The organism is Roseibium sp. SCP15 (assembly GCF_040329435.1).
GTDB lineage: Bacteria > Pseudomonadota > Alphaproteobacteria > Rhizobiales > Stappiaceae > Roseibium.
The window spans coordinates 219396-237024 of sequence record NZ_JBDZYI010000003.1; the positions used below are offsets into that span (position 1 = coordinate 219396).

Here is a 17629-nt window from a genome sequence, read left to right on the forward strand (position 1 = left end):
AGTTTCCTCTAATCGGATCAAATTTGAGTGGATCGTGATGAAAAGCAACAAGCATGAATTCGGGATGAATTTTCTGTTTTCAAGAAGAAAGTTCACCAAGATAGCGAATTTGCACGCGATTACTTTGCCCTGACCAATTGCTCGCGATATGGATTGAACTGAGATTGTCGATCTGCAGCAGGAGTTTCTTCATCAACCGGCGCTTTCACATCACCCCGACCCTGACCACGGTGATCGGGGCCTTTGTATCGATAACAGCTGCACTTGTGCTGTTTGTACAGGCCTCTACCTCCGAGAAGGTTGTGCGCGATCTGGGTGGCGAGCTGATAAATGTCGGGCTTGGCGCACTCGATCAGGCTTTTTCAGACCAGATCGAGGCTGTTGAGGAAGCCAGCAAGTTTACCGTCGCCGCTCTCAATACCGGCAGTATTCTGATCGATCATCCGCAGGAGGTTGCCGACTACCTGTTCGGCGCGCTTTCTTCGATGGAACATGTCTCCTTCGTTATCGTCGCGGACCGGAACGGCAACTTCATCCAGATAGACCGGGGTGCAGGAGACGGTATCCTCATTCCGCAATTTGTGCCTGTCACTGACAAGACTCACGCTCTCGCCAACCTTATCCAGTCTTCCGCATCAAGAACGACAGCCTTCTGGACCGAACCGCAATATTACAGCGCTCGCCAGCATACCTATGTCGCCCATGTGCAGCCGGTTCTTGACAAGGGCAACTATGAAGGACTGGTGATCATGGCGATGTCGGTGCAGCGCCTGTCGGAAATCACCAACGAAATTTCGACAAATCTGGTCACGGTCTTCATGATCAATCCGGACAGTAACGATGTGATTGCGCATCCGGAACTGGACAAGGTTTTCGATCAGTTGTCTCCGGTTTATCCGCTCATTGCCCTTGAAAGTGTTCCCGACAGCTTTCTTGCAAATTTTGGCCTGACCGAAGAAGTGGATCCTGCAGATTACGGCATCGGCGAAGGTCATGAGCTGCGCTTCGGCTTTGATGAACATCACGACAAGCGCTTCGTGATTCTGGACAACGATCAGCAGGGCTTGTCAGGATTACCGGTTGCGATCGGCGCTCATTTTCCCGCTGCCATTCTGGAACAACCCTTGGACCAGCTGACCGATTCCATTGTCATAGGCGTCGCGCTTCTGGGCCTTTCCCTGGTAGGGGCCGGTCTTCTGGCGCATCGGATCGGGCAACCCATTCGCCGAGCTGCAACAGGAGCCCGCGCCGTCGCGAAACTCGATCTGGATGCTGTCAAGGAGCTTCCGCGCAGCTCCGTTCGTGAGCTGGATGACCTTGCCAGCGGTTTCAATTCCATGGTCAGCGGCCTCGATGCCTTCCGGCGCTACGTTCCGAAGGCGTTGGTGCTCAAGCTGCTGAAGGAAGGCCGGGCCGACGCGCCTCCTGAAGAACGCGAAGTCGCGGTGCTGTTTACCGACATTGCCGGCTTCACCTCCGCGTCTGAGGGCATGTCAGCCACTGAAACGGCGGCCTTCGTCAACCACCATTTGTCTCTTCTCGGCGCCGAAATCCGCATGAACGGTGGCACGATCGACAAGTATATCGGTGACAGCGTCATGGCTTTCTGGGGGGCACCGGATCATCTGGACAATCCGGCCGAACACGCTGCCCGCGCGGCAATCGGCATGGCAAAAGCAATCCACGCGGATAACCTGAAGAGAAAATCGGAGGGCAAGCCGCCTGTTCGCATTCGGGTTGGATTGCATCTCGGCCCGCTTGTCGTAGGTGATATAGGCGCGCCGGAACGGGTCAACTATACGGTCATCGGCGACACCGTGAATGCCGCAGCACGACTGGAAAGCCTCGGCAAGGAAATAGATCCGGAAGCCGAAGTCGTCATTCTGGTGTCAGAGGAAGTTGCAGAAAATCTCGACGAAGACTTCCTTATGCAGCCAATCGGAGCGCAAAAGGTGAAGGGCAAGACTGAGGCACTGCAAGTGGTTCGCCTGATCCTATCAGACGCCACGTAGCACCCCTTTGTTGGCACTGTCTTCTCAGAAGATCCCTCGACTTGTCCGTCAGTCCGATGGACTCAGGGATGTCCGCCAACAGACGTTCTCAACCGATAGATTTTCCTGAAAAGACCGATTGCCCGAATTTGAACAACACAATGAACGGTAGCTGAACGCCACATTCAGCACGAGTTCCAAACCGGCCGACTAAGTTCGCTCCTGTCATCGCAACGCGGCACCGCCGCACCGACAGGAGGAAGTCAGAAATGTTCCGCAAAGTTGTTCTTGGCACGACTGCAGCCCTTTTCCTTTCCGCAGCTGCCCTGCCCGCATTTGCAAACGGTATCAACATCGAGCAGTTCGGTTTCGGTCACGTTACCGGTGGAAGCCAGGAAGGCTTCAACAACCTGATCGGCGTTTTCCAGGATGGTCATGCCAACGAGGCCATTGCCAAGCAGTTTGGCAACCACAACACAGCTGCTGTCGGTCAGACCGGAGCGCACCATTTCGCTGACACCTGGCAGAACGGCTTTGGCAATTCAGCCGGCGTTGGCCAGTTCGGCACCAACCACAATGCAATCATGACCCAGGACGGCAATGGCAATATTGCAGCCGGTGTCCAGGTTGGTCACGGCTGCGATGCATCGGTGAACCAGACCGGCTCGGACAATGTCGCCGCATTTGTCCAGACCTGCCCTTAATTCCCCACCCGCTCCCCGGACTTCGGTGGCCTGATCAAATGGCCACCGAGGGGCCCCAAGGAGGAAACCATGAAGACCAATATCAAAGCCGCCGGTCTCGCCGCGCTGATCGCAGCCTTCGGCGTCACCTACTACGCAACGGATGCCACCCAGGCCCATGAAACCGGAAATGCCTGCATCATCACCTCGCAAACCGCTCGTGGATCCATCGCCCTCACGGGAATTGCCAACGGAACTCATGGGCAGCAAGGCGAGTACCGCTTCACCGTGAAAGGTGGCAGCGCAGCAGGGTCCACCTCAACAAGCCAGGGCGGCGCCTTTGAAATCGGTAACAACGGCAAGGCAGAAACCGGTCGCGTCGTACTCGGCAAGGATGGCGTCTACGACGCTCGCCTGAAATTCGAGCTGGATGGGGAAACCCATGAATGCAGCGTGCTGATCGGCGACCGGATCTGAATTGAGCTGCCAACCTGAATTTTTTCCCTGAGGAAGAACCAATGAAACTGACTGTCAAACGTATGATGATCGCAGCCGCCGCGCTTGGCACACTAACCGCAACGCCCGCTCTGGCAGGCGGCTCCTTCAGCTTCACCCTGAACCCGCAGAATGCCGAACAGAATCAGTTGATGCGCGCCGGGCTCTTTGCCGCCGCCATTGCCAATGACATGAGCAAGCAAGGCGGCATCAAGCAGAACGGCTTCGGAAATGCCGCTGGCATTCTGCAAAACGGCTTCGGCAACCAGGGCATCGTCGTTCAGGACGGAAATGGTCACAATGGAACGATCCGGCAAAATGGAAACAACAACGCATATGGCCTCTTTCAGTTCGGCCGCAATACTAACGGACATGTCGTACAAAATGGCCATGGCCAGACAGGCACGACATTCCAGTTCGGTTGGTAAATGCGTTCCTTCGTTGAAACCATGCCGCACAGTGCCAGGCCCGGTCTTGCCGGGCTCCGCACTCAGCTCAACCAGTTCCAGCCCGACAGCCGCAGCAAGGGAACATTCTTGTCCCGATGGCTGTTTCTCTCCGCACCCGCACAGACATCCGAACGCCTCAGGAGAATCGCACTTCCCTAACGACACCCCCCATCTGGGGGGCGCGAATTCGGACCGGTTGAATATAGCCTTGCCTGGAAAATCATCTTGAGATTGTGAGCAGGGTTGCAGAACCAATGTCCGCTCTGATCGACAAATGGGCAAAGCATCGCAGCGGACAAGCGAATACTTTATGTATATTGGAGCCTAGGCATCCGGATTCGATTGGATTGCCAAAGCTCTGAAAACCTTACTCAAAATATAGTGTGCTTAGGCGCTGCCGCATTTGCGGCGGCGCTTTTTATGTCTTCTGAAACCTGCTGGTCAACTAGCGCATCTTGAAGAAGCAAAACCGCTCCACCAGACGCAACAGGTCTTTTTGCGAGGAGCAATTGGTTTTCGCCAACACGCTCTTCAGATGCTTTCGCGTGGTATCAACGGCAATCCCGCGCACGCGGCTATGGTTCGAAAGCTCCTGACCGGATGTGAGAGCAGACAGGACAAGTTCTTCGCTCAAGGTCAATCCAAACAGCCCGGCAAACTTCTTGATCTCCTCTGCACCGGGTGCCGAGCCGGTGTCCATCTCAACGAATGTGACCGCGAGCGCACTACCGTGTCCATCCACCCCGCCAAGCATAGGTAAAAATCTGACGCCGATCTGCTGTCCGGTGAGGTCTGCAAGCGCCACACCTTCCTGAGGCCCCATGGAAAGGTGCCCGATAGCATCTGACCCGAGCGAGGACAGCGCCGTCGCAAAGCGGAAATTCAGCTCTGAATCCCGAAAGATGAGATTTTGGTTTGTCATCGTGAACAGTCCGAGTTTCTGCATGCGCTCGGCTTCGGAATTGGCAAAGACGATTTTTCCCTTGGGCGTCACCAGGATCACTCCCATGCCCTTGCGGGAGAAAACCGTGCCAAGCGAACCCGCGCGGGATCGAGCTTCGGACAGTTCAAGATGAATTCTCAGCGCCTGACGCGCATGCCCCAACAGGTGTTGCTGGGCAGATAGTTGCTCCTGCGTCCACGGTTCCTCGTCATAAAGGGAAAATCCGAGCCAACTCAATCGGTCAGGCATCGCCAGCTGACCGCCTGTGACCTCATACAGTTCATAGGGAAGCAGACTCTCGTGATAAACCGGGCTAACCAGACGTTCGTCTTCGGTCCAGAGCATGTCCCCATGCAGCACCTTTCCCACGGGACCATAAAAGATCCTGGGAAAACGGACATCCAGTTCAGCATAGACATCCAGATATTCCCGGTGAAATTCGGGATCGATGCGAACGGTCACGAAGAGATCGTCACGCTCATCGGTAAAACTCTGAGAAAAGAAGTGACAGCTTTTTGCATTCAGCGCGTCGGTCGCTGTCTGCATCGCACCCTGCCAAAGTTCAGGTGTCACTGCGGCTTCATAAAACTGCTCGATGGCCGTGTTCAGCTTCTTGTGATCAACCGTCATTCTGCCCCCTGCCGAATGATGTTTCGCTATTTAGCTAGAGTTGGCTCTTCAAGAAATCAAGACAATCAATACCAGCAACAGCTTAACGCTTCGTCGTTGCATAAACTTCTCCTGAAGTAACAGTCGAGACTTCTCGACGAAATCTACTCCGTCCCCAATCTTCCGCTACCGAAACAGGTGATCCTTGCAATCGCGATAGTAAAAAAGCCAACCGGTTTGAATGGAGAGCGGTTCACCAAAAGCAAGGGATGCTGCAGTCAACTTTCTCTCGCCAACTTGTGACTACTCAAATCCGGAAATTCCGGGTCATTCTTCGCACACAGACGTTAGTCCTATCGCCCGTTCGCCAACCGGCACTTGAGTGAAAGCCAAGAGGAACCGTCGGGCACCTCTTAGGAAGGAAGCAATTTATGCAGAACCGCAGACAAATCTTGAACCTGGCCGCTGGATTTGCAGCTGCCTCCGTGCTGGCCGGCAGCGCTACGGCCTGGGCAGGAAGCAAGGGTCGAACCGGCAAGTTTTCGGGTCTCAGCAATCATGTTACGACCGGCAAAGCCGAGCTGACGTCAAGTTCCGTCGTCCTGTTCAATGACTTCAGCCTCGACGGAGCCCCTGACGCGCGGGTCGGTCTGGGCCGGAACGGGAAATATGATGCAGGAACCGACCTTGGTGCACTGAAAAACCTGAAAGGCAAACAAAGCTATCGGGTCAAAAACGGTGTGAACGTATCCGACTACAATGAAATCTATATCTGGTGCCGGAAATTCAATGTGCCGCTCGGCGTGGCCAAGCTCGGCAACTAGCACCTTCTCCGGTTGGAAACGCGCCATTTCCCGACGCCCCTCCGGAAAATGGTGACATTCCGCAGAGTTGCCCCGGTTATTTGGCCGGGGCATGTCTCGCTTGAGACAATTGCCTGGAGCGTCAGGACGTCTCCAATGGCACCACTGCCCGACGTCTCAAGATGAACTTCGACGCGCCAAAGGCTACCGCAATCGCTGCGGCGACCGCAGACAGGCCAATTGCCAGGTCGGTGTAAGCAGAAAAAGGCAGACGGAAGGCCAAACTGAAAATCTCGATATAGCTGACCGTGAAGACGGCAAAGAGTGCGCCGGCAATCACGAATGCAACGCCATCACCTTTCATGAGCCCGCTTCGCCTTTCCGACTGAAAAAACCGCGAGACAATGAAATAGCCCAAAACGGTCACCGAAAACACAGCCGCGTCCAGCAGCAGCAAGCTTGCATCGAACAGAATGCTCATCACAAGAAATCCTGAAACGTCCAGATTGTTACAGATCATGCTCACCGAAGCCGGGGAAACGGTCCGAGGCCGTCGGCATATGTCGCTGATTTGAAGAGGTTTTGCTCAGCGGCTGGACTTAGGTAGGTAGGAATTGTGTCACATTCCAGACCTAAAAAATTTTTAAGAATAGGCAGTTGTTCGTACAAGGGCGACCAGCTCAGAAGACAGGTCCGCGCGAAATCTCGTCTCTCCGTGCAATGTCATAAGCTCAAATAAAAACCCCGGACTTTTGTCCGGGGCTTCTGATCGTAGCTTGCGCGAAGTTCAACGCACCAGAATATTCCGGAATTGCCACGGATCCTTCTTGTCGAAGTCTTCCCTGTAGAACCCGGGACGGCCATCGAGCGGTGTCCAGTCGGTGTAGTAGCCTTTGACCGGACCAAGATACGGCATCTGGATTTCAAGGCAACGCTTGTAATCCATCTCGTCGGTCTCAACGATTCCTTCTTCCGGATTTTCCAGAGCCCAGACCATGCCGGCAATGACCGCGGAAGTTACCTGCAGGCCTGTGGCATTCTGGTAAGGCGCCAGTTTGCGCGTTTCATCCACCGACAGTTGTGAACCGTACCAGTAGGCGTTCTTGGCGTGCCCGTAGAGCAGCACACCAAGCTCGTCGACACCGTCCTGGATCTCGTTTTCCTCAAGGACATGCAACGTTTCCTGAACCTTGCCGGCGGCACCGAAAAGCTCGTGCAGCGACAGGACCGCATCATTGGCCGGATGGTAGGCATAGTGACAGGTTGGCCGATAGGACAGTTTTTTGCCGTTCTCGAGAGTGAAGTAATCGGCAATCGAGATCGATTCATTGTGTGTCACCAGGAAGCCGAATTGCGGTCCGGGAGTCGGGCACCAGGTGCGAACCCGAGTGTTGGCACCTGGCTGCTCCAGATAAATCGCAGCGTTGCAGCCTTTCTTGTGGCTCTTGGCGTTTTTCGGTTTCCAGGTCTCGTGCGTTCCCCACCCAAGCTCGGCAGGCTGGAAACCTTCGGAAAGAAACCCTTCAACCGACCAGGTGTTCCAGAAGGTGTTGGGCGGCTTCGGTTCCTTGGCACGCTGCGTGTCCCGCTCGGCAATATGGATGCCCTTGACACCGGCCTTCTTCATCAACTTCGCCCAGCCCTTGCGGCTTGTGGGCTCCTTGAATTCCATTCCGGTATCGGTTGCGATATCGACAAGGGCCTTTTTCACGAACCAGGACACCATGCCCGGGTTGGCACCGCAGCACGAAACGGCTGTCGTGCCGCCAGGCTTTTTCTTCTTTTCCCTACGGACGGTTTCACGCAGCGCGTAATTCGTTCTGTCAGCAGCACTGGCGTTGTCGTCAAAATAGAACCCTGGCCATGGTTCAACCACCGTGTCGATGTAAAGCGCACCAAGCTTTCGGCAATGCTTCATCAGGTCGAGCGAAGACGTATCGACCGACAGGTTGACGACAAACCCCTGCCCTTCACCTTCCGAAAGCAGCGAAGTCAGAACGTCCTTGTAGTTCTCCGGTGTCAGCGCGACTTTCTGAAACTTGTAGCCCCGGTCCGTGACCAGCTTGGCATCCGTATCGACAGGGTCGATCACGGTGAAACGGTTCTTGTCGAAATTGAAATGCCGCTCGATCAACGGCAACGTTCCTTTGCCGATCGAACCAAGTCCGATCATGACCAAAGGACCGGTAATCGTACCGTGGATCGGATATTTGACAGCTTCGGTTGCTTTCGAGGTGGGCTTCCTTGCAGGAGCCTTTCGTGCAGGTGCTTTCGTCGCCGACGGCTTTGCGGCTACCGGTTTGGTTGTTGCAGGTTTTGATGCTGCGGGTTTTGCGGCGACAGGTTTCCCGGATGCTGGCTTCGCAGCAGCTCGCGCAGGTGCTGCGCGCTTGCTTGCGGCTGGTTTGCTTGCAGCAGGCTTTGCCGCAGCCGGCTTGGCTGTCGCTGGTTTGCTCGCACCCGATTTTGCCGCGGCCGATCTTGTCGAGAGCGACTTGGCAGCCGCTGGCTTTGCAGCAGCAGGTTTGGAGGCTGTCGGTTTCGCAGCCGGCGCTTTTGCTGCACTTCTCGATTTGGCAGAAGCAGATTTTGTCGGCGCTGAATTGGCGGCAGCTGCTTTTGTCGCGGCAGGTTTCGTGGCAGCTGGCTTGGCGCTTCTGGACTTGGCAGCAGCAGCCTTTGTTGCTGCGGCCGGTTTCGTTGCAGCAGATTTCGTGGCAACAGGCTTGGCTGCCGATTTCGTTGCAGCGGGCTTTGCGGCGGCGGGCTTGGCCCCGGCCCTGCTTGGCGCTGCCTTTGTCGAAGCATCAGTCGGTGCTTTCGCCGTGGCGGTTTTTGTGGAACTTACCCGCGCTGCGGGTCTTTTGGTTGACGCCGGTTTGGAAGTCTGTTTCGTGGCAGATGGCTTGGACGCCGACGGTTTCGCGGCTGAGGTCTTTGACGCGGTGGACTTTGCTGCAGCCGGCTTGGCTGCGGCAGGCTTGCTCGCCGTACGCGACTTTGCGCTCGAAGCCCTGGTCGCGGGCTTGCGTGTGGCAGCCGGCTTTGCGGCGGTTCTGCTGGCTGGCTTGCGGGAGGTCTTCCGGGTCGTCTTCTTTGGCTCGCCGCCGTTGCTCTCGTCGGTCATCTTCCAAACTCCAGTCGTTCTGGAGGCGACATTCCAACGCTCCCTGCAAATCAGGTCAGGGTTCGCAAATCGGACATCGCCCCTTGCACAGAAGCGCACTAATTGCGCCTTCGATTAGCTGTGACCGGTTTTGCGCCAAATTTCAAGTGTTTACTTGAGGTTTCTTGCCGAACTACGCGCCCCGGGCTGAGTTTGACAGGAAAGATCTGCGCACCGGCATGGCAAGAGAATGAACCGGATCGACCGTCCCGGCGGCAGTCAGCTCTCCGCTGAGACCTGCAAGCGCTCCCACGACCAGTTCCAATGCGAGAAACCGTTCCACATCGACAGGTCCCGGCAGCACGATCCCGTCCAGCAGGTTCGCTGAAAACCCGAACCGTTCATAATAGGACAGGTCTCCGACCAGAATGACCGATCCATGCCCGTAAGCAGCCGCCTGCGCCAGCGCATGACGCATCAGACGATCACCCACCTGCCTGCCTTGATGACGCGGAGCAACGGCGAGTGGTCCGAGCAACAGGCTATGAGACCCCTTGCGGTCCACCACAGACCACAGCCGCACCGTACCGGCCAAAGAGCCGGTCTCGTCCAGAGCGGAGAAAGCAAACACGGGTAACCGGCCTTCGCGCACCCGCTCGGACGTTTTTGCAAACCGTTCTTCCCCGAAGCAGAGGTCGAGCAGCCTCTCCCGAGCACCGAAATGCTCCGGCGCCTCATCGACAATCGTAATCACGGCTTGTCGCCTCAGATAACGAAGGACGCCAGCGGCGCGAAACCGTTGAAGCCGACAGAGGAATAAGTGGTCGTATAGGCACCGCAGGCTTCGATCAGGACCTTGTCGCCAATGGACAGACTGACCGGCAGCTCGTAAGGCGTCTTTTCGTAAAGCACATCGACACTGTCGCAGGTCGGCCCGGCCAAGACGCAAGGCGTCGTCGTATCGCCGTCTTTCGGCGTTCGGATCGGATAGCGGATCGCTTCGTCCATCGTTTCGGCAAGGCCGTGGAACTTGCCGATGTCGAGATAGACCCAGCGGACTTCGTCTTCGTCAGATTTGCGGGAAATCAGAACCACTTCGGCTTCGATCACCCCCGCATTGCCAACCATGCCACGGCCTGGCTCAACGATCGTGGACGGCAGGCGGTTGCCGAAGTGTTTGCTCAGCGCGCGGAAGATCGCCTCACCGTAGCTGGGAACACCCGGCACGTCTTTCAGGTAGCGGGTCGGAAAGCCACCACCCATGTTGACCATTTTCAGGTCGATGCCGCGGAGCGCCATTTCCTTGAAGACGCCTGCCGCCATGGCGAGAGCGAGATCCCAGGCTTGCAGGTTGGCTTGCTGGGAACCGACATGGAAGGAGACGCCATAGGCTTCGAGGCCGAGCCGGTGGGCGTGTTCAAGGACGTCGGACGCCATCGCGGGGTCGCAGCCGAACTTGCGGGAGAGCGGCCATTCTGCTCCAACGCCGTCGCACAGGACACGGCAGAAGACTTTTGAGCCTGGAGCGACACGGGCGATTTTTTCAACTTCTTCGACGCAGTCGACCGCGAAGAGCCGGACGCCATATTCAAAGGCACGCGCAATGTCCCTCTCCTTCTTGATGGTGTTGCCATAGGAAATGCGGTCGGCTGTTGCACCGGTTGCCAGAACCATTTCGATTTCGCCGACGGACGCACAGTCGAAGGACGAGCCAAGGCTTTCCAGAAGGGTCAGGATTTCGGGCGCAGGATTGGCCTTCACCGCGTAGTAGACAGAAGTGTCCGGCAGTGACCGGGCAAAAGCACGGAAATTGTCACGCACGATGTCGAGGTCGACAACGACACACGGACCATCTTCGTCGCGTCGTCGCAGAAAGTCGCGGATACGTTCGCTCATGGGGATCACCCCTCTCAAATCTGGCTGCAGGTGCGCTTTCCTTTGGCTGGCGCGCTGCAGTTCACGTCGCAGGGTGCTGCAATACGCACCGGGCCTCCCCCGGGATGGAACCGGAGGCCGGGTTGACTGCAGCGACGGTTGGGCGATTGCAGCTGACAAACAGCGCAACGCTTTCCCGCGTCGGGAATGCCGTTGATTGGATCGGAGATACCGAGCCGCACGTCGGGCAAGGATGTAACAAGTGCCTCTTCAGTGACGCCGGAGGTTGGAAACCCCGGCAGAGACCAAAAAAGCCCTCTTACGTCGTTGCTTTAAGCCGTACGGATCTGCTACCCGCCCCTTGGCGGTGTTTGTGGCAGCAGCCCCTTAAGAGATGTTCGTTGGAATGCATCCCATGAACGACCTCGGGCACGTGCGAATTTGGGCGAGCGCTATATGCGCCCGTTTGCGATCGGGCGCAAGAGAAAATCTTTGCCTGACTTGATTTTTTTCAGGTTCGGCGATTTCGCACCCGCTGATGGCCCTCTCACCTGTTGAAGGTGATTTCGAAGCTGGCGCCTCCACCGTGCCCCGGAGCCAACCGGATGGTCGCGTCATGCGCCTGAAGCAGAGCCTGAATGATGCCGAGCCCCATGCCCGTGCCGCCGCTTTCCCGGCGTGTGGTGAAAAACAGATCGAAGACATGTTCGGCATTTCCCGGCGAAACCCCCTCGCCGTCATCGTTCACGGTGACCGTCAGGCTTTCCCCGCCCCCCGAAACGACAACCTCGACCTTGCTGGCGCCATGGTTCCTTGAATTCTCGATCAGGTTCTCGAACACGATCCGCGCGTTCTCTTCGGACAGTGGCAGCTCGCAATCCTTGTTCCAGGAAACACTCAAACCATCGATGCGGCCCTTGATCTGACCAAGCACCGGTGCCAGATGGCAGGCCCCGCCGATGTCGACGCTCTCGGCGCGGGCCAGCGCCCTCAATCGGTTCAACAGCAGCGAAGCACGCGCGGTGTCGCTCAGTATATTCTCAAGGAACTTCGACCGCTCGGCTTCAGTCAACTCCTCCCCGCCGTCCAGAAGCAGCTCGGCAGCCCCCTGAATGGACGTCAGAGGCGACTTCAGCTCATGCGTGACATGATTGGCAAAGGTGTTGATGTAGTCGTTGCGGTCAAACAGCTTGCGCGACATATCCAGCATGCTGGTCGAAAGGGCATGGATTTCCCGGTTTCCGTGGATGGTAAGCGGTTTCAGCGCTGCCCTGTCTCCGCTGCCGATCTTCAGAGAACGGGCAGTCAGCGCTCTGATCGGCCCTGAGATCGCACGCACGAAGATGAAGCCGACAACAAAGGTTGCGCCCAACACGAAGGCGAGCATCCAGAGCACCGTCTCGCGCTGCAGGAACATCTCTTTCAAGATGTTGCTGGGTGTGCGCGAAGCGTAAACAACGCCGGCAACCCGACCCTCAACCACAATGGGCAAGGCGGTAAACACCCGGACCGCCGTTCCCCGGCTGATGGAATAGATCGGCTGCGGATTGTCCACGATCCGTTCGCGCAACGCACTTGCATACCGTCCGCCAAGCGCTTTCCTGACCTCATCGACATGCGCCAGGGAAAGACCGACCTCTCCGCGCCCGGACACAACGACGCCATTTGCGTCCAAGACGCGAAATCCGGCCAAGGTCAGTTTCTGGGTGTTCACCAGGATCGGAGCCAGCTGCCTGCCGACCTCCTCCAGAACGGGATGAACGTCTTCACCCGTTTCCCTCGCGTCGGGCCGTGCCGGCAGGATCGGTGTCTTGTTGAGATCCAGCATCGAAGTTTGCGGCGACCACTCGCCAATCGTCGTCAGCAGGTAGGAATACTGTGTCTGCGGCGGCTGCGCCGACGGTCCAAGCGGCAGGTTTTCGGGATCAATTGTTTTCAGCTGTTCTGCTGCAGTGGCGGCGATGGCGGCCGACTGGGCAATCAGTTCAGCTTCGGTGGTCTGGATGAGCTGGTTCTCATAAACCCGGAAAAAGACGACGCCTCCGAGCGGCACCAGCAGCATGATGCAAAGAACCATCGCAACGATCACACTGAGCGGCGGGCGCCATCTGTCCCTGAAAGACGGAGAAAGCCGCATCATCCGGTCGATGCATCCGGATCGATCTGGCATGCGCCCAACCGGAACCCGACACCGTGGACCGTATCAATGGCACTTGCGCACCCAACTGCGCCCAGTTTTGCGCGAATGTTGCGGATGTGGCTGTCTATCGTTCGGTCGGAAACGTGAATGTTGTCCTTGTAGGCCTTTTCAAGTATCTGCTCCCGCGTGAACACGATCTTCGGCCGGCTGAGCAGCGCTGCCAGAATGTCGAATTCAATGGCAGTGAGCGTCACCGGGCGTTCGTCAACCTGAACCAGCCTTTCCTCTTTCACCAATTCTACAACGCCATATTTCAGGCTAGCACCGTTGTTGAGCGACGGGTCCTGGACCGGTGCGCTATAGCGCTTCAGAATGGCGCCAACCCTTGCGATCAGCTCCCGGGGACTGAAGGGCTTCGTTACATAATCGTCGGCACCGATTTCCAGACCGACGATCCGGTCGATCTCGTCATCACGCGCGGACAGGAAAAGCACCGGAACATCAGATGTCCTGCGCAAATGCTTGCACACTTCAAGACCGTCCATTTCCGGCAGACCGATATCCAGCACGATCAGGGCCGGATCGCAGAGCGTCACCTTGTCCAGCGCTTCCTTGCCATTGGTGGCAACCTCACAACCGTAAGACGCTTTTTGAAGCGCGAAACAGATCACTTCGCGGATGTGGGGGTCATCATCAACAACAAGAATGGTTTTCGTCTGCAATGTCGTCGGTCCTGAAAGAATGGTTCCGGCAAGCGTTTGCCGGAGCAAAAGAAATACCTGAGCTGCGCCTAGCTTTCCAGCCACCAGCCATCCCGCCGCAAACTGCGCGGCAGGGAAGTATCCAAAAGCACCTCAGTCTTGCATCTCGAATTTGTCAGCCTGGTGTCCGGTTTCCGGAAGAGGTTCCGAGGCAGGATCCTGACCCACAATCCGACCGCAAGCAGCAGAAGCAACCCGATCGCCGCCTCCGAACCAAGGTTTGAACAGCAATTCAGAAAAAGGGAAGCAAAGGCAACCTCAGCGGGAGCGGCCAATGCCTGACCTGCCTCTGCTCCGATCGGCGCTGCAGCGCTGGGGCTCGTCATGGTGACAAGAACGGCGGAAGGCAGAATGGCAGCAAACAGCCGAGCAACGGATTTGGTTTTGAAAAGCGTCGAATAAGTCATGACAGCTTTTCTGATCCATCCGGTTGCAGGATCTGGTCACGACTTTTGCAGATTTTGTGCAAATGGGGAGGCTGTAGGAGTGATACCGAGAGATGGAGCTCGAACCCGCCTTTCGTCAAATATCTTTCTGCAAGAATGGCAAAGCGATTAGCCATGATGAAAGACCGCCGAGGCAACCAGCTACAATCAACACTCTGGTTTCTTTGGCTGAGGCGCTCTGCAACACGCCCAAGACCACCGGTGAGAAGATAGCTGCGAGAACACCAGACGGTACATAGTTCAGCACCCCTCTGCATGAAAATGCGTTTAATATATGCACCAAAAACACAAAGGGTATTAGCGCAAGAAGTATAACATTGAAGAATAAGAAGAGAAGTACCAAAGCACAAATAGCTGCTATTTCTATGATATCACTAAAATTTGGCTTCAGCCAAAATTCAAAAGCAACAAAACCCAAAATGGTTACGCTTACAACAAAGCAATAAACTACCGAAGAGGCTACGCTTGGAACTCTCATGAACCTTGCTCCTAACTTGGCAAACATAGTTCCCAGCCAAATCCCGGCAGCTGCTTTCCAGGTTCACGAACTTGCGCGTCTCTCACGCAAGTGTTCACAGGGTCATTGTAGGCATGAACATACGCAGCACTCACCATGCCGATGGCCACAATTATTGCTGAAATCACCATGGAAACATGCATTTCGGCTCCTCCACGATCACGTTCTTTTTGAAAAGTATTAGGACAACTTCTTCCGCAGATGGTGTTTTTTTAAGCTCGCCCGAAGCGCCCAAAAGGACACTAAAACCGTAAGCATCAATTCTAACAGCCAGGTTGACGCTGTAAAAAATAGTGAGCTCTCAAAAAACTCAAAAAGCTGCAATAGTTCTTGCAACTCGTCAGGATTCGGACTTGGTAAAAACGAGAGAAACACGAAGTTTATTGCTATTGAAAGCACTGTCCAGACAATACAAAACCGCCAAAACATGCTCCACCAAATTGAAATTATTTCTTTGTAGTTCATCAAAGTTCAATTCTTTGCGTATTGAAAATTGTCACTATTGAAGATGCGAACGATGCATCGCCTCCCTATGAGTCACAGCTGCTGAAGCAATTCCAAAAACTTCATTCCATTTACGAAAACGAACCACACAGCCGCTGCCGACAGAAAAAGAAATCCCGCCAGTTTACGCACCTTCGACTCCTTATGAGTCACATTTAGGTAATTACACTCTTCAAAAATGAACAGATTTTCCAATCACCATATTCGGTCACTCCCATCTTTCCTTTCCAGTTTTCTGTACAGCTTAGAAAGAACCTTAAACACAAAATACGCTGATACGACTATTGAAGCGAAAAGAAGCTTATCAGAACGATAGTTTTGAGCATCAGCCACAAAAAAATACATCACCCAACTGGCAACGGATAGAAAGCCGAACAGTAAAAAGAAGGACAACGGTTGCTCTTTTCCCTTCAAGTCAGGCTCCTTTGTTTGCACCTCTATTGGGAAGATTTTAAGCGCTTAAATCCCCTTCTCATCGTTTTCTGATGGGTGATTTGACCGTCCGAATGTATGTAGTCATAAGCAACGACTCCTAAGGCTATAGCGAATTTATCTTTATCAATGTTGCTCTCTTGAAACCTTTTAGCCACATCAAGGTATCTGCGAGCTTCGAATTCGACCTTAAAACAAATGCGCCTCGTCTTTTGGCGCGACCAATCTAATGGATTTCGTTTGTATTCATCCATTTCGGCAATTAAGGCTTCGTTTGCTTCAAGCCACTTTACGAGTTGCCTAAATAGTTCAAAAGAAACCAACTTTCGCTCGATCACACTGGCTCCTTATGAGTCATGGGTGTTTGAGAATTTTTGCCAAAGCGAGTAGCCACAACGAGAAGACAATTAAAGAGCCGAAATAATTCCCGTAAGGTTCTGCAACGAAGATAACGGCAAGGCAATAAAAGACCACAGATGTAAAGAGGATTATGCCGACCCAGAAAGCAACTGTTAGCTCTTTTTGGTCTTTCTCATCCACTTCTAGAGCTCCTTATTAGTCACGGTTTCCTTTTCGAAGAAATTTCTGGGTAGCAAGCACCAAAACCAGAACTGCAATGCCCCACAGACCCAAATAAAAATGTCGCGCATCTTCTCGGATGTAAGCAACACACGTGGCCAATGCAGTGAGTGGTAGCCAAATTTTTATTATCAGACCCAGTCGCCACCGCTCCTTATGACTCACACCGGCTTTCTAAGTTGAACAACCAATTAGAATCTACACCCACCACGGCTGGTGGCTAATCCAAGCCTGCTCCGACAAGGGCATCTCGGCGCAGTGTTCAATGTTGGCAGCTTAACCCGCGACTCCCCCTGGACTCCCAATTCGAACGTGTGCTGTGCGACGACCTGCGCAAGCTTTACGCAAGAGTAGTATGCTTCAAGGAAACTTCGTTTCGAGGAAGATTTCTCTGAGCGAAAGAGTAAATCGCTGGCCAACGCGTTTTGATATGCTGAAATGCTCTCATGTATCTGAGAACTCAATCGGATGAAATCCATCTTGCGATGAAAAGTCTGCTCTGACTGTTCTCCAAGCGCTTCTGCTTTCTCTATCGACGCGTATAGTTGAACAGCCAATTTAAGTGCTTCGGCTTCCGAAGTTGAGTGATCCGCATATGCTTGTGCAGTAAACAATAGAAACAGAATTATTACTCGGAAGATCATATAACAGCTCCTTATGAGTCACAGATAAAATACCGGAGCTTTTGCTGTACTTCTGTTATCGAGCCCAAGACACCAAATGTTCCAGAACATCAACGAAACGAGCAAACCAACTTTTCTCTACGCGATCCTTCAGATAGCGATTTTCTTTCTTCACCTTGTCAGGTTCACTACTGGTTGCGTTCAAATCCGGCACCTTCGCCGGCTCCTCAATAGTAGTCTTCCGATGTCGAATTCCTGATCACTCGGGCAATGAACCAACCGCTATAAAAAACCAGCGGACTAAGCAAGAAAAACAGAGGTCCAGTAGCGAAGCTCAAAATTCCAAGCATGTTAGGCCCGCTTCGCCCAGGAATGAGCGTTAAAGTCAGATTAAATAACGCGCAAAGTGTCGGCGGCAAACTGAAAAACGCAAAGAGCTTTAGTCCACCACTAAGACGACCCGTTGGAGCGGTTGCTCCACCCAGCAATCCAATCACGAACACAAAGTAAGGGGCAAATTCTAGCAACCAGAAAAGTAGTTCTTTAGGCAAAGCTATGGGCTCCTCAACAATTGTTCTAACTTCCGAAATTTTTCCAATCCCAATCAAAAACCAAACATCACAATCATCTGATTTTAGCTGTGAGAAAATAGTGGGCCGCGATCGCTGCTAAT

The 17629-nt window shown here is 54.4% G+C and carries 18 protein-coding genes; 7 read left to right on the forward strand and 11 right to left on the reverse strand.

Features of this window, described 5'->3' with window-relative positions; all coding sequences use genetic code 11:
* Positions 1–164 precede the first annotated feature (164 nt).
* From ABLO27_RS14830 to ABLO27_RS14850, 5 genes are all read left to right on the forward strand, one after another.
* The gene (locus ABLO27_RS14830) at positions 165–2012 is read left to right on the forward strand and encodes an adenylate/guanylate cyclase domain-containing protein (protein ID WP_353033718.1); all 1848 of its coding nucleotides are present in this window, start codon (positions 165–167) and stop codon (positions 2010–2012) included.
* Between the two features lie 248 nt (positions 2013–2260).
* The gene (locus ABLO27_RS14835) at positions 2261–2695 is read left to right on the forward strand and encodes a curlin (RefSeq protein ID WP_353033719.1); all 435 of its coding nucleotides are present in this window, start codon (positions 2261–2263) and stop codon (positions 2693–2695) included.
* A gap of 69 nt (positions 2696–2764) precedes the next feature.
* Entirely contained in the window at positions 2765–3151 is a 387-nt protein-coding gene (csgH, locus tag ABLO27_RS14840; protein WP_353033720.1) for a curli-like amyloid fiber formation chaperone CsgH, read from the forward strand.
* Positions 3152–3192: 41 nt separating this feature from the next.
* Positions 3193–3597: a curlin gene (locus ABLO27_RS14845; RefSeq protein WP_353033721.1), complete on the forward strand. Its 405-nt coding sequence runs from the start codon at positions 3193–3195 to the stop codon at positions 3595–3597.
* The gene (locus ABLO27_RS14850) at positions 3598–3777 is read left to right on the forward strand and encodes a hypothetical protein (RefSeq protein WP_353033722.1); all 180 of its coding nucleotides are present in this window, start codon (positions 3598–3600) and stop codon (positions 3775–3777) included.
* A 286-nt stretch (positions 3778–4063) separates the two neighbouring features.
* On the opposite strand, the gene ABLO27_RS14855 is transcribed toward ABLO27_RS14850, so the two are convergent.
* Complete coding sequence (locus tag ABLO27_RS14855) at positions 4064–5191, reverse strand: helix-turn-helix transcriptional regulator (protein WP_353033723.1); 1128 nt, start codon at positions 5189–5191, stop codon at positions 4064–4066.
* 410 nt (positions 5192–5601) lie between these two features.
* Here ABLO27_RS14855 and ABLO27_RS14860 point away from each other — a divergent pair, with 410 nt between their 5' ends.
* Positions 5602–5994: a DM13 domain-containing protein gene (locus ABLO27_RS14860; protein WP_353033724.1), complete on the forward strand. Its 393-nt coding sequence runs from the start codon at positions 5602–5604 to the stop codon at positions 5992–5994.
* Positions 5995–6115: 121 nt separating this feature from the next.
* Here the strand turns inward: ABLO27_RS14860 and ABLO27_RS14865 are convergent, their stop codons facing one another.
* Both ABLO27_RS14865 and ABLO27_RS14870 read right to left on the reverse strand, forming a co-directional pair.
* Positions 6116–6454 (reverse strand): hypothetical protein, encoded by a 339-nt coding sequence (locus tag ABLO27_RS14865; protein ID WP_353033725.1) that lies wholly within the window; start codon positions 6452–6454, stop codon positions 6116–6118.
* 306 nt (positions 6455–6760) lie between these two features.
* Positions 6761–8146 (reverse strand): homospermidine synthase, encoded by a 1386-nt coding sequence (locus tag ABLO27_RS14870; protein ID WP_353033726.1) that lies wholly within the window; start codon positions 8144–8146, stop codon positions 6761–6763.
* Between ABLO27_RS14870 and ABLO27_RS14875 the strand changes: the two genes are divergently transcribed.
* On the forward strand, positions 8145–9218 hold the full coding sequence (locus ABLO27_RS14875; protein WP_353033727.1) for a hypothetical protein: 1074 nt from the start codon (positions 8145–8147) through the stop codon (positions 9216–9218). The two genes, ABLO27_RS14870 and ABLO27_RS14875, sit on opposite strands and share 2 nt — an antisense overlap.
* Positions 9219–9272: 54 nt before the next feature.
* On the opposite strand, the gene ABLO27_RS14880 is transcribed toward ABLO27_RS14875, so the two are convergent.
* The 8 genes from ABLO27_RS14880 to ABLO27_RS14915 form a co-directional block, all read right to left on the reverse strand.
* The gene (locus ABLO27_RS14880; protein ID WP_353033728.1) at positions 9273–9833 is read right to left on the reverse strand and encodes a GNAT family N-acetyltransferase; all 561 of its coding nucleotides are present in this window, start codon (positions 9831–9833) and stop codon (positions 9273–9275) included.
* An 11-nt stretch (positions 9834–9844) separates the two neighbouring features.
* Positions 9845–10975, reverse strand: a complete 1131-nt coding sequence (locus ABLO27_RS14885; protein WP_353033729.1) for a type III PLP-dependent enzyme — start codon at positions 10973–10975, stop codon at positions 9845–9847.
* A gap of 526 nt (positions 10976–11501) precedes the next feature.
* Complete coding sequence (locus ABLO27_RS14890; RefSeq protein WP_353033730.1) at positions 11502–13124, reverse strand: sensor histidine kinase; 1623 nt, start codon at positions 13122–13124, stop codon at positions 11502–11504.
* Positions 13091–13816 carry a response regulator transcription factor gene (locus ABLO27_RS14895; protein WP_353035031.1) on the reverse strand — a complete coding sequence of 242 codons (726 nt, stop codon included), beginning with the start codon at positions 13814–13816 and terminating at the stop codon, positions 13091–13093. The genes ABLO27_RS14890 and ABLO27_RS14895 overlap by 34 nt, the downstream gene beginning before the upstream one ends.
* 68 nt (positions 13817–13884) lie before the next feature.
* On the reverse strand, positions 13885–14262 hold the full coding sequence (locus ABLO27_RS14900; RefSeq protein WP_353033731.1) for a hypothetical protein: 378 nt from the start codon (positions 14260–14262) through the stop codon (positions 13885–13887).
* 115 nt (positions 14263–14377) lie between these two features.
* Positions 14378–14779 (reverse strand): hypothetical protein, encoded by a 402-nt coding sequence (locus ABLO27_RS14905; RefSeq protein WP_353033732.1) that lies wholly within the window; start codon positions 14777–14779, stop codon positions 14378–14380.
* Positions 14780–15759: 980 nt separating this feature from the next.
* On the reverse strand, positions 15760–16092 hold the full coding sequence (locus tag ABLO27_RS14910) for a hypothetical protein (RefSeq protein WP_353033733.1): 333 nt from the start codon (positions 16090–16092) through the stop codon (positions 15760–15762).
* A gap of 16 nt (positions 16093–16108) precedes the next feature.
* A complete protein-coding gene (locus tag ABLO27_RS14915; protein WP_353033734.1) occupies positions 16109–16294 on the reverse strand; it encodes a hypothetical protein in 186 nt (61 codons plus the stop codon).
* Positions 16295–17629 lie beyond the last annotated feature (1335 nt).